The organism is Cellulosilyticum sp. ST5 (assembly GCF_046529625.1).
GTDB classification, from domain to species: Bacteria; Bacillota; Clostridia; order Lachnospirales; family Cellulosilyticaceae; genus Cellulosilyticum; species Cellulosilyticum lentocellum.
In genome coordinates, this window is the sequence record NZ_CP132338.1 from 1,819,011 (window position 1) to 1,832,395 (window position 13,385).

A 13,385-nucleotide genomic window follows, 5' to 3' on the forward strand; every position below is an offset into this window, starting at 1 on the left:
CCCTTATTCTAAAGGTGCGATTAAAGTGGCTTCTAGCTTCTTTAAATCTAAAATACCACTTCCTTGACTAAAATGAGGATAAGTCTGATTAGGCAAGTGCGTAAGCTGCCGTTCTATCCACCTTTGCATCATCTTAGTATTCGGATAAGCTTTTCCCTTCTCCTGCTGCCATTTACTATATAAGGTTGCCACTACTCCTGTCACTAAACTAGCTGCTATAGCCGTTCCTTCTAAACATAATATCTCATTTTGTTCCTTTAACCTGATACTTGCCCTACCTTCTGCTACACAGCTTAATCCTGTTTGATTAGTATGCTTTGCTCTACCTGAACCCCCTCGTACAACTAAAGCCTTTGTATCAAAGCTTCCTACTCCCATAGTTCCCCATTTAGCTGGTGCAGGATTTGCCGTATTCAAAGCCGTCCATGAGCTTAATGTAGCTTCTGGATTTACTGGTTGTTCACATAGGCTTACACTTAATCTTAGCTCCTTATTATCTTCAGTTCTCAAATACAATTGCCAAGTGCTTTGTGTGTGCTGCTCTATACGAAATCTAATAACTATTTGCCCACTATGATAATCCCATTTTAACCCACTGCTTTCTACTTTTCCTGCAGTTGTTTGATAAATTCCCTGCTCTTCTATACAAATCCTTTGTGTTTCGTTCCCTAATAATTGTAAACTTGCTTGAAATACCTCTGCTTTTTCCGAACAAATCATCCCGACTATATTTAGCTTTTCTTCCTTCGTTTGTATCCTGACTTCTTTAGAAGAACCTTCTTCTATTAACCATCTGTGCTTTTTATCAGCTTCTTCTCCTACAGGCATAATGATGGTAAGCCCTGGCTGATGACTGAGTTCATTAAAGATTCTATCGTATTTATTAACACCTTCCATTCCCTCTAATAGATAGTGATAAGGTAAATAAAGAACTAGGGGTTTTTGATTAAGCTTAGCTAATTCTATTAGTTTGTATGCTCCAATTAATACATCTGGAACTAATGCAACCAGTGGATGAGGTTCTCCTCCATATAGTTGTTGTACGTTTCTGGTTGCAGGCTTTATTTTTGCTACAAGAAATTCCGCCTTAGAAGCAGGCGCTTCATAATAACCTTGTTTTCCTCCAGCTAGACCTAGTAAAAAAGTTGCTTCACTTCTACTATCTGATAATATTTTCTCTGCTTCTAAAGCTGTATTAATTGTAGCTGCTGTATAATAAATCCCTTTATCAGCTTGTTCTTGCTCCCATATACAGCTTATTCTTGTTTTTCCTTGAGATGTTCTTAAAAGTGGTTCTTCCCAATCAACACCTTCTACCGATACAATCCCAATATAAACCCCTTCACCTCTGTACTTAAAAGCGTTAGTCACGACATTATTCTCATTTATATATAGATCATTACTCTTATGTATGGGGATTTGAGCTACTAGAGGTAAAGTCCATTGTGGCATCACATAGTCCTTTAAATCATTTCTTTGTTGTTCTATGTTTGCCTTAGTATCATAAATAGCATAAAAGTCTTGACCTAATAAAATGGTATTTAAACCGACTTGTTCACTTAATTTATTCTTAAAGTTATTTTGCAAAGGTAAATAGAGTTTTTCCGACATTGGAATTTGTTCATAAAAAAGGTCTTGATATAAACTTTCTTGTGTCACTAAAGTTCTTTTCTTTGTAAGTTTTTTTATAGCCTTAGTCATGAGCTTGCTATATGACTTATCATATATAAAATGATTCTCATAAGGTTCAAAATTCTTCTCACTTGGTAAATAGCAAGCTCCAATGTCTTCATCTCTCATTATTTGTAGAACTATATGTTTTTCCCCGACAAGTAATTCATTAATGCATTTGTAGGTTAAACTGCGACAAGTAAAATAACTTTCCTTAGGCTTACTATCTAAATAAATGATAGCAATCTTTTTCAAGGCTTTTGCCTGCTCTATTAAAAGCCGAATTGTTTTAATCAATTCACTGGCCAAAAAACTCTGCTCACTATAGCAACTGATCCATATAGGTCCTTCTTTTAGTAGTGCTTCTTTATTTTGCCATCTTTCTCTTTTTATTTCATAATAGCTGCTAACTTTTGAACTTATCTGCCTTACTCCTATTGTTGCAAAGATTATGGGTGCCTCATTTAATAAGCCTAAAGCTTCTATTTGTTCTTCTCCTAATTGCATTTCAAAATCAGGTTCCAAATATCCTTCTCGTTTCTTAGATAGTTCTTCTTTAATATCTAAAAGTACATATCCGGCTCCTAAATCTTCTAAAATCCATGGTTCTAAAGACTGTTTTTCTTTGGTACACGGTGCCATAATCACTCTCATATTCCTCCCCCCTATGCTCTAGAAATACTTGCTTGTAAGTCTAGCCTGCCATAGCCTTCTATCGTGTTAGGGTAGATTACATTAGGTTGCCTTCTAGCACCGCGAATCAGAATACTCCTAGCTATTCGTGTATTCATATTAGGAAAATTACCTTTAAGAACCCCCCACTCCATTAACAATGCCGCTGCAGAACTTGTTATGGCTGCCGCTGTACTAGTCCCTACATAAGTGGTAAATCCACCTCCTGGCATAGGCCCTTGAACATTAACACCAGGCGCAATTAAATCTGGCTTCATAATGCCATCTGTAGTAGGCCCTCTGCCAGAAGAGACATAAACACTATCATCTAAATAGTCATAGCTCCCTACCGTAATCCCAAATTGCTCTGTCCCTGGTATTTCTATGGTGGTTTCTGGATCAGGTCTTAAAAATCTTGTATCACTTTGAATAAATCCTCTACGTGGTAACCAAATGTGAAAAATACCATTAATAACAATGTCTCCATAAACTGTTAATGTCCATAACCCTGGTGTTGGCTTTTCTAACCTAATATCAATTTTTTGACCTCCGGTTAATGGATCTGGATAAAAATAAGTGACAGTTACTGTTGTTTCTTCTAAATTAAGTTTAAATGATTGAGGTATTCGGGGAACAATAGGTATTTTTTCAATAACTTGCCCTAGTGGACTTTTAATGGAAACGGTTATTTTATTAGGAATATCTACCCACACAAACATAGGAAATCCCGTTTCTTTAACACCTACATTAACTTCTAGACTCTCTGAACCGCCACTACCCACTGTTCCTTTATAGTGATGTCCACTACTCCCTTCATTGCCTGCTGCAATAACTACTATAATATTAGCTGCTAGAGAGAGGCTACTAATATAGTCTTCTATTATTTCTGTACCATTGTGTGCGCCATAATTGCTTCCTAATCCTATGCAAATGACTATAGGTTTTCGTTCCTGCAGTGATAACCGAACTAAATAACTGATACCTGCTATAATATCATTATTCTGGTAAGCCGGTTCCCCTGTATTAATTAAAAATATATCTCTTATATATTCACTTGCAGGACGCAATTTAACCATAGCTATGGCTGCATCTGGTGCTCCTCCTGTATAATCAAGTGTTCCTGTTTGATCATTGCCTGCTGCTATTCCCGCTAAAAAAGTACCATGTCCATTTTCATCTTGACTAGGAACTATGGCTAAAGGATCAGGACTTTTAAGAGCTTCATTAATATCTTGTTGTGTATACACGCTACCATAGCTATAACCTGAAGGAGGATTTCCTGAAATGGTTTGATCCCATATACTTACAATACGTGTTGTATTATCTGCATTCTTAAAAAGTGTATTCGTATAATCTATGCCTGTATCAACAAATCCAATAATGATCCCATTACCACGTAATTCACCATAAGGATAATTATGAAACTGTGAAATATTAGATGCACTAAGAGCAGGTACCGCACTAAGGCCATAGGGAATAGGTGATGTAATAAAATTAACTGTATTCCTCAAGATATTAAACTCTCGCTCTGCTTGCTCTCCAGCTGGAACAGTGATTGCATAAATATTAGGCGCAATAGATTCGAACTGTAGTGAAGGAAATCCTCTACTTATAGTTTGTATATCAGTAAAGCTACTTAAAATAAAATTACTAAGAATAAATTGTTGGTCAATAGTTGCCATCATTCACCCCACTATATAAAATGCTCAAAATCTAATTTTTAGACCTTGAGCATTCTTGTGTTCACTATTATATTTATGTGGCAATCTCTTTAATTATTAATCTTCAGCTTATTTATTTTATTATTTATCTCATTAATTTACCATGACCCACTATAATCTTATCAATTAACTTACTGCACTCTGATTTGCTAAGTTCTTCATACCCTTGTGGCAAGGCTAAACTATGTCCCTTACAAAGACTTTCTAAATAGTTTTTTTGCTTTTTGGTCATTGGTTCTATTTTAGGAACCTCCCATTTCATCCTTTCAGGTATAAAAAGCTTTGCTTCCTGCTTTTCAAACTCATTTCTAAGCTTTTCAAACAACTCATAAGTAGCAAAAGCATCGTGATAGGCACGATGAGCATTTTCTAAGGAAATGGCATAGTGGTCACATAAATCACCTAGTTTACGGCTGGGTAAATGTGCCAACATTTTTCTAGAAATCACTAATGTATCTACACCCATTTTTTCAAATGTAAAACCTAAGGCCGTAGCCTTAGCTTTAAGCATGCGATAATCAAATAAAATAATATTATGACCAATCAAAGGAACATCCTCACAAAAGTCTATAAATCGTGGCATTACTTCTTCAATAGGAGGTGCATCTGCTACCATCTCATTTGTAATACCTGTAATAGAAATAATATAGTCAGAAATCATTTGGGTTGGTCTCACCAATTCGTTAAATATTTTTTTTACTTGACCTTCCTCTATATAAACAGCCCCAATCTCTATAATTTCACTTTGCACAGGATGGGCGCCTGTTGTTTCTATATCTACAACAACATACTTATTCATCTTAATCTCCTTTTAGTACTCTCACTCTCACGTATTCTTATCTTCTATTGTACATCACCCTCTATAAATTGCAAACCAGTTAACTATGTTTCTATTTGAAAAATTTTTTTACAAGCTACTCTATCTTATAACGCTCTAGTATTCCCCTATGAATTCAAGCCAACTTTTCCATTTTTAAACATTGACAAAAAAATCTAAAAACACATTCTTGCCAAACAGATGTGCAAGATATAGTATATATTTAGAAAACCGATTATATATATAGTATAGTATATAAATTGGCAAAAGTTTTAAGGGGGATAGCAAAATGCAATATTATGTTATTAAAAGAGATGGAAGAAAAGTAACCTTCAATACCACCAAAATTGAAAATGCTATTTTACGCTCAGCAAAAAATGTAGAAGTTGATATACCTATTAGTGATATTACTTCTAAAGTCACGGGCCGTATTCAAGACTTGTATAGCTATGAAATTACAGTCGAACAAATTCAAGATGTGATTGAAGATACTTTAATGGATTTACAATTAGAAGCTCTAAAAAATTCCTATGCTAATTATCGTAAAGAGCGTACACGCATACGTGACTTAAAATCCGAGCTTATGGATACGGTCCATAATATTGGTATTGAAACAGATAGAGATAATGCTAATGTAGGTAATAACTTTTCTTCCAAGCTCCTTCGTATTGCCAGTGAAACAAATAAATGGCATAACTTATCAAAAATGCCTAAACACCTTGCTAAACTACATGAACAAGGAGATTTGTATTATCACGATCTCGATAGCTATAATTTAACCACTAACTGTTTACACATTGATACTGGTAAAGTATTTGAGAATGGTTTTAATACAGGTTATGGTACTATTCGCAAACCTAAACGTATTGAATCTGCTGCAGAGCTTAGCTGTATTTTATTACAGTCTTCTCAAAATGATATGTTCGGTGGTCAATCACACGTTAACTTCGATAATGATATGGCACCTTATGTGGGACTTACAAGAGAAGAAATCCAGCAAGAATTTGCCCCATTAAAGTCTTCTTTATCCGAAGAAGATTTTACTACCTTTGTAGAGAATAAACTTGTAAGTAGAGTACGCCAATCTATGCAAGGCATTGTTTATAACTTAAATACCATGCATTCTCGTGCAGGTTCACAAGTTCCTTTTAGTAGTCTTAATATTGGTTTGCCACAAAGCAATGATGCTGCTTTAGTATGCCAAATTTTCTTAGAAGAATACGAAAAAGGTCTTGGTAAAAACGAACAACCTATCTTCCCTAATATTATTTTCCGTGTCAAAAAAGGTGTTAACCGAGGTGAGGATGCGCCTTATGAATATCTCTTTAAACTGGCTTGTCGTGTAGCTAGTACACGTATGAATCCTACCTTCATGAACATTGATGCTGACTTTAACTTAAAATATTATGCAAAAGGTATTTTACCAGCTACTATGGGTTGCCGTACTTATGTATGCTCTAATATTAACGGTCCTGAGGGGCCTAACAGACGTGGTAATAATGCACCTACTACAATTAATCTACCTCGTGTTGCTCTTGAAGCAAAAGGTAATCTAGAAGCTTTTTGGGTATTATTAGATGGTCGCTTACAGTTAGCTAAAGAATCCTTACTTCATCGTTACGAAGTACTTAAACGCCTTAAGGTGAAGGATTTACCATTTGTCGTTGGCGAAGGACTTATGCTGGGTTCTGAAGGCCTTGGACCTAATGATAGTATCGATCCTGTCTTAAAAAACGGCACCTGGTCTATTGGCTTTATTGGACTTGCTGAAACCTTAGTTGCTTTAACAGGTAAACATCACGGTGAAAGCGAAACAGCTCGTGAATTAGGTTATCAAATCGTTCAATGTATCCGTAATTTCACAGATAAAGCAACCCAAGATACCCATATGAACTGGAGCTGCTATGCTACTCCTGCTGAAGGACTTAGCGGTAAATTTGTTATTCAAGATCGTGACCGTTTTGGTAGCATTGCTGGTGTGACAGATAAAGATTATTACACGAATAGCTTCCATGTTCCAGTTGGCTATCAAATTTCTATTATAGATAAAATTCAAATCGAAGCGCCTTTCCATAGTATGTGTAATGCGGGTCATATCAGTTATATAGAAGTAGATGGTTATCCTTCTGAAGAAACGATTGAAAAAATCATTACGTATGCTTATGATAGCTCCAATATTAGTTACATAGGGATTAATTTTCATCTCAGATACTGTAAAGACTGTGGTGCATCTGTTACAGACTGTGGGAAAACATGTCCTGAATGCGGTAGTAGCCATATCCAAGGTATTAGCCGTGTAACAGGCTACCTCAGCTTAGATGAGCGTTTTGGTAGTGGTAAATCAGCCGAGAGACAAGACAGACTCTCACATGATGAAGCTCATAAAAATACTTATACTAACGTATGAGTACCTTACAGGTAGCTGGTTTTTTAGATCATTCTACTGTTAACGGAGAAGGCTTTCGTAGTGTTCTCTTTCTGTCTGGTTGCCCTCATGCTTGCCCTGGCTGCCATAATCCAGAAATGCAGGCTTTTCATTATGGAGACTCAGTAGAAGCTTCTGACATTCTTCAACGTATCTTAAAAAACAAGCCACTTATAGATGGTATCACCTTCTCCGGCGGTGAACCTTTCGAACAAACAGAGGCCTTGATAGATTTAGCTGCTTCTATTAAATCAACTGGCCTTACGCTTTGGTGCTATACCGGTTATACCTATGAACAGCTCATTACAAATCCTAGTAGAAGAAAGCTTTTAAATTTTATTGATGTACTCATTGATGGTCCTTTTATCTTAGCTGAGAAGGATGAACATCTTCTCTACAGAGGTTCTCGTAATCAACGTATACTTTATCTCAGTCAAGGGAAGATTATAGAAAGCTAAAAAATATAAGCAAAGGAGCTACTACATAGCTAACTCATCTGTTAGCCTCGTAGTAGCTCCTTTACTATTTACTCGATTGTTTTAATGATTTCTTTTAAACTATTGGCACTCGCTAGAAGTTTGTCATGCTCTTCCTTTGTAAGCGGAATATCTAAAATACTTTGAATCCCCTCTTGCCCTATAATGCAAGGCACACTAATAGCTACGTCTTTTATACCATATTCACCTTCTAATGTAGTTGAAACAGGAAGGACACTCAGCTCATTTAAGACAATTGCTTTTACCATGCGTGCTACTGCTTCTGCAATCCCATAGTTTGTATAACCTTTTGCCATTAAAATATTCATTCCCGCATCAATAACCTCTTTAAGAACTTGTTCTTGATTAACGGCTGGTTTATTAAACTTTTTGCTGCAATCACTTAATGGAATACCGCCTAAGTTACATAAACTCCAAGTAGCCATAGCTGTAGCACCATGCTCACCAAGAATATAGCCATGAACATTCTTGGTATCTACTAAGAAATGTTCTCCAATAATACGTCTCATTCTTGCTGTATCTAATAAGGTTCCTGAACCAATGATTTTATTTCTAGGATAGTTAAATTCGTTTTGTGCAATATAAGTGACAACATCTACAGGATTAGAAACAAAGATAATAATGGCTTCCTGCGTATATCTAATAATTTCCTTCATTACACTGCGCGTCACTTCTGCATTGGTTTTAGTTAAAATACGTCTATCTAGCTTTTCACCAGGTTTAACACTAGGTCCTGCTGACATCACTATAATTTGTGCATCCTTACAATCTTCATAGTTACCTTGGCGAATTAACACATTAGGTACATATGTAAAGGATGTGGTGTGAAAGGCATCTAATGCCTCTCCTGCTGCCTTTTTTTCATTTTGATCAATCATAACGATCTCAGCTACTAAGCCTGAGTTTAAGATGGACATCATGGTAGCAGAGCCTACCATGCCAGCTCCTATAATACATACTTTATTTTTAATCATTTTTGCCTCCTCTTGCTACCGTTTTATCTTTTCCATTGAAAAACGATAATTCCACCAACCATTATGAGGACTCCTACCAATTTTGTCCACATAAAATTCACTTTTTCTGTACCAAACCACCCTAGTAATTCAATCAAATAAGCAGCAGTCATTTGGGCAATCAAAATAAGCATGACAGCATAACTAGGCCCTAGCTTAGCCATAGATACTACTACTGTATACGTAATTCCTGCGCCTAAAACACCGCCTAATAAATACCACTTATTAATGGTTTTAAACCCTTCTACATTGGCATCACGCACAAAAAGTAATACTCCGAGGCAACATATGAAAGCAATAAAATGAACAATACTACTTGTAAACCAAACACCTGACTTTTCTGTTACTCTTGTATTAAAAACACCTTGTACACTCATAAGAATCCCTGATATAAGTGCTGTAATGATACTAATAAACATAATGCTCTCCTTTTTCTATTATTACGTTTATTGTGCATCATCTTCGTTTTTTTATTCCTTTTCTAAAGATTGCTTGCCTCTACTGCTTATTTCTCCTAAGTACTCAAATAAACGAAAAATAAGCGATTAAAATTCTCTACACAGATTTTAATCGCTTATTCTAAATTTACTTATTATCTTAATCCTATGTATATGAACACAGTATTAAACCATATACTCCGATTGTACATGCTCTATTGTTTAATCAATAGCGTTATAGCAAATGAACATGTACTGCTTCGCAAGCATCAATCATCTCTTGTGGCCAAATGGATGCTTGAACTTCCCCAATATGTGCTTTTTGTAAGAAATACATGCAAATTCTAGATTGACCAATCCCACCACCAATTGTATAAGGTAATTGTCTTTCTAAAACACCTTTATGGAAAGCTAATTCACGGCGTTCTGGGCACCCTGCTATTTCTAATTGTTTTTCTAGTGCTTCTTCATCTACACGGATTCCCATAGAAGAAAGCTCAAATGCGCTACCTAAAAGTGGATTCCAGAATAAAATATCTCCATTAAGAGACCAATCATCATAATCTGGCGCTCTACCATCATGTCTTTCTCCATTACTTAAAGCCCCACCAATTTGCATTACAAATACAGCTTTCTTTTCTTCACAAATTTTATTTTCTCTTTCTTTAGCAGTAAGTTCTGGATAGCTGTCTAATAACTCCTGTGAAGTTACAAAATAAATTTCATCTGGCAACCATTTTTCAAGTACAGGATACTCTTCTGTAATATAGTTTTGTGTTCTAATAAACGCCCTGTAAATCTGCTTTACTGTTTTCTCAAGAAACTCTGTATTACGCATATCCTTAGTAATAACTTTTTCCCAATCCCATTGATCGACATAAATGGAATGTAAGTTATCTAATTCTTCATCACGACGAATGGCGTTCATATCTGTATAAAGTCCTTCATTAATACCAAATTCATATCTACCAAGCGCCATTCTTTTCCACTTAGCTAAAGAATGAATCACCTCTACAATAGCATGATTATCATCTGCAATATCAAAAGCAACTGCTCTTTCTGTCCCATTTAAGTTATCATTTAAACCCGTTTCTGGTTTAACAAAAAGTGGAGCAGACACACGAGTTAAATACAACTCATAAGCTAAAGCATTTTCAAAATAATCCTTTAACTTTTTAATTGCCACTTCTGTTTCTCTTAAGTCTAATTTGGCTTTGTAACCTTCTGGAATTCTTAATTGCATCACATATTCCTCCTTTTAAAATATAAAAAACCTCCTTCCCTTAAACGTAAGGGACGAAGGTTGATTCGCGTTTGCCACCCTAATTGACTTTAGTAAACTAAAATCCTCTCACTAACGTACAGATTACTCGATACGTTTTAGATATAACGGTCTATCCCGTCTAAGTCTACTAAGCCAATAGCCGTTCGATTAGCAACTCCAAGCTGTTCTTCCATCCTTACCTTGTTACCGATTTTCAGCTCCCTCGGCTCTCTTTAAACCTTAGTAAAGATTTACTCGTCTTTTCATCGTCTTTATTTTTTAGATTTATATAAGTATTTTAATTACAGTCAAATATTTTGTCAAGTCAATTTTAGCATTCTTGTTTTAAAAGACTAGATATTTTCTATTTGAAAATCAATAGGTGTCTTACCCATAGCTATTAAATACTCATTTACCTTTTGAAAATGATTACATCCAAAAAAGCCATTGTATGCAGATAAAGGACTAGGATGAGCAGCTGTTAATATCTTATGCCAAGGTGCAGTAATAAGCTCTGCTTTTTTCTTAGCTGGTGCTCCCCATAAAATAAAAATAACAGGATCTTTTCTTTCATTTAGCAAACTAATAATACGATCCGTAAATACTTCCCAACCTTTTCCCTTATGAGATTGAGGCTTACCAGCTCTTACCGTAAGAACCGTGTTAAGTAATAATACGCCTTGCTCAGCCCATTTCATAAGATAACCATTATTCGGTATATAACACCCCAAAGTAGCTTGAAGTTCTTTATAAATATTAACTAGTGAAGGGGGTACTTTTACACCTGGCTTTACAGAAAAAGCCATTCCGTGTGCTTGTCCTTCTCCATGATACGGATCTTGTCCTAAAATAACGACTTTTAAGTCATCATAACTTGTTGTCTTTAAAGCATTAAAGATATCATACATATTCGGATAAATCGTTTGAGTCTTATATTCATCTTTTAAAAACTCATGTAAAGCTTTATAATAAGGTTTCTCAAATTCATCCTTTAATTGTTCGTCCCAGCTGTTATTAAATGTTACCATTTCATCGCTCCTCTTTTATATCATCCTCTCAAATATACCATACTTATTTCTCTGCCGGCTACAACTTAGGATGTTATTTTCATCAACTTTTTATTCCTATTCCTTTATGGTCTTGCAGTACTTGCTCGCTTACTTTTAATTTAAGCAAACAAATAACTGCCAGTTTTCACCTTTTAAGGCTTACTGGCAGTTATTTGTTAATTACATAAAATTTGATTTATTCTGCTCTCATTTTTTATCTTTGATTGATTGTACAAGTTACCCTCAACTGATACTTGAGCAAAGATTACTAAGCAAATAAAGGTGTAGATAAATATCTTTCTCCAGTATCTGGTAAAAGTGCTATGATATTTTTACCTTTATTTTCCGGTCTTTTAGCTAATTGAGTGGCTGCATATAAAGCAGCTCCTGATGAAATTCCTACTAATACACCTTCTGTCTTAGCAAGCTTTCTAGCTGTTTCAAAAGCGTCTTCATTACTTACCTGAATAATTTCGTCAATCACCTCAGAATCAAACACTGCTGGTACAAAACCAGCACCAATACCTTGAATCTTATGTGGGCCTGGTTTACCACCTGAAAGTACTGGAGAATCTGCTGGTTCCACAGCTACGATTTTCACTTGTGGTTTCTTTTCTTTAAGTACCTCTCCCACACCAGATACTGTACCACCTGTTCCTACACCTGCTACAAAAAGGTCTACGCTACCATCTGTATCATTCCATATTTCAAGTGCAGTTGTTGAACGATGTGCTAAAGGATTAGCTGGATTATTAAATTGCTGTGGTATAAAGCTTGGTACTTTTTCTTTAGCAAGCTCTTCAGCCTTTTGAATAGCGCCTTTCATACCTTTTGCTCCTTCTGTAAGCACAAGCTCTGCTCCTAATGCCTTTAATATATTACGACGCTCTACACTCATTGTATCAGGCATAGTTAAAATCAACTTATAACCTTTTGCTGCACATATATAAGCTAAAGCAATACCTGTATTCCCACTAGTTGGCTCAATAATAGTTGTTTCATTTGTTATAAGCCCTTGCTTTTCAGCATCCTGAATCATGTAATAACCAATACGATCTTTTACACTGCTACCTGGATTAAAAGACTCTAGTTTAACAATAAGCGTTGCTTCTACTCCCTCACTCTTTGCATACTGCCCTATTTCTAATAAAGGGGTATTTCCAATTAATTCTGTAATATTTTTTGATATCTTAGCCATTTTAATTCCTCCCATTTTTATATATAATACATTAATACTTCTTTTTGATTAAGCTTCTCATAATCCTTCATTAAATCTTCCAAGGTAATATGATCAATCACCTGACAAATACTTTCTGTAATTTTACTCCAAACTTGTTCTTGTAAACACTGTTTCATGCTATTATAAATCAAAGAAGCATCATCTCTAGCTTCCTCTTCTTCTACGATAAGAATTTCTCCTTCTATAGCCCTAATGACTTCTCCTACAGTGATGTCACAACTACGCTTTGCTAAAATGTAGCCACCTTGTGACCCCTTGATACTTTTTACAATTCCTGCTTTTTTTAAAGATGAAAAAACTTGCTCCATATAATTGGCGGATAACTCTTGTCTCTGGGCTATACTAATAAGTGGTACTTGATCCCCCGATGAATGAACTGCCAAATCTACTAAAGCACGTAAACCATATCTTGCTTTTGTTGATATTTTCATAGCCCCTCCTTTATTCCTACTATTTCTCTATGTTTTGTAGTATATGCTTTATATTTAGAATTGTCAACCCTTTTCGATTAATTTTATACTAAATTCCAAGAATCTTATTTATAGAATTAAAATATTAAATAAAAATAGAGATAGAAAG

General features: G+C 35.4%; 11 protein-coding genes and 1 other annotated feature. Of the genes, 2 read left to right on the plus strand and 9 right to left on the minus strand.

The window, feature by feature from the left end:
* Window positions 1-3: 3 nt before the first annotated feature.
* The 3 genes from QTL86_RS08855 to QTL86_RS08865 all read right to left on the minus strand — a co-directional run bounded on the left by QTL86_RS08855 (window position 4) and on the right by QTL86_RS08865 (window position 4,863).
* Window positions 4-2,325 carry a hypothetical protein gene (locus tag QTL86_RS08855; protein ID WP_410496987.1) on the minus strand — a complete coding sequence of 774 codons (2,322 nt, stop codon included), beginning with the start codon at window positions 2,323-2,325 and terminating at the stop codon, window positions 4-6.
* Window positions 2,326-2,336: 11 nt separating this feature from the next.
* Window positions 2,337-4,025, minus strand: coding sequence for a S8 family peptidase (locus QTL86_RS08860; protein WP_127066329.1), 1,689 nt, complete (start codon window positions 4,023-4,025; stop codon window positions 2,337-2,339).
* 124 nt (window positions 4,026-4,149) lie between these two features.
* On the minus strand, window positions 4,150-4,863 hold the full coding sequence (locus tag QTL86_RS08865; RefSeq protein ID WP_127066328.1) for a 3'-5' exonuclease: 714 nt from the start codon (window positions 4,861-4,863) through the stop codon (window positions 4,150-4,152).
* 307 nt (window positions 4,864-5,170) lie between these two features.
* On the opposite strand from QTL86_RS08865, the gene nrdD reads away from it, so the two are divergent.
* Window positions 5,171-7,288 carry an anaerobic ribonucleoside-triphosphate reductase gene (nrdD, locus tag QTL86_RS08870; RefSeq protein WP_127066327.1) on the plus strand — a complete coding sequence of 706 codons (2,118 nt, stop codon included), beginning with the start codon at window positions 5,171-5,173 and terminating at the stop codon, window positions 7,286-7,288.
* Entirely contained in the window at window positions 7,285-7,764 is a 480-nt protein-coding gene (nrdG, locus tag QTL86_RS08875) for an anaerobic ribonucleoside-triphosphate reductase activating protein (RefSeq protein ID WP_127066326.1), read from the plus strand. The genes nrdD and nrdG overlap by 4 nt, the downstream gene beginning before the upstream one ends.
* Before the next feature lie 68 nt (window positions 7,765-7,832).
* Here nrdG and QTL86_RS08880 read toward each other — a convergent pair whose 3' ends face one another.
* From QTL86_RS08880 to QTL86_RS08905, 6 genes are all read right to left on the minus strand, one after another.
* On the minus strand, window positions 7,833-8,777 hold the full coding sequence (locus QTL86_RS08880) for an L-lactate dehydrogenase (RefSeq protein ID WP_127066325.1): 945 nt from the start codon (window positions 8,775-8,777) through the stop codon (window positions 7,833-7,835).
* A 23-nt stretch (window positions 8,778-8,800) separates the two neighbouring features.
* Window positions 8,801-9,235, minus strand: coding sequence for a DMT family transporter (locus QTL86_RS08885; protein ID WP_127066324.1), 435 nt, complete (start codon window positions 9,233-9,235; stop codon window positions 8,801-8,803).
* A gap of 253 nt (window positions 9,236-9,488) precedes the next feature.
* Complete coding sequence (asnA, locus tag QTL86_RS08890; protein ID WP_334295397.1) at window positions 9,489-10,499, minus strand: aspartate--ammonia ligase; 1,011 nt, start codon at window positions 10,497-10,499, stop codon at window positions 9,489-9,491.
* A 43-nt stretch (window positions 10,500-10,542) separates the two neighbouring features.
* Window positions 10,543-10,793, minus strand: a binding site (T-box leader).
* Window positions 10,794-10,870: 77 nt separating this feature from the next.
* The gene (locus tag QTL86_RS08895) at window positions 10,871-11,545 is read right to left on the minus strand and encodes a uracil-DNA glycosylase (protein WP_410496988.1); all 675 of its coding nucleotides are present in this window, start codon (window positions 11,543-11,545) and stop codon (window positions 10,871-10,873) included.
* A 289-nt stretch (window positions 11,546-11,834) separates the two neighbouring features.
* Window positions 11,835-12,764 carry a cysteine synthase A gene (gene cysK, locus QTL86_RS08900; RefSeq protein WP_013656707.1) on the minus strand — a complete coding sequence of 310 codons (930 nt, stop codon included), beginning with the start codon at window positions 12,762-12,764 and terminating at the stop codon, window positions 11,835-11,837.
* 17 nt (window positions 12,765-12,781) lie between these two features.
* Complete coding sequence (locus tag QTL86_RS08905) at window positions 12,782-13,237, minus strand: RrF2 family transcriptional regulator (protein ID WP_013656706.1); 456 nt, start codon at window positions 13,235-13,237, stop codon at window positions 12,782-12,784.
* Window positions 13,238-13,385: the final 148 nt, after the last annotated feature.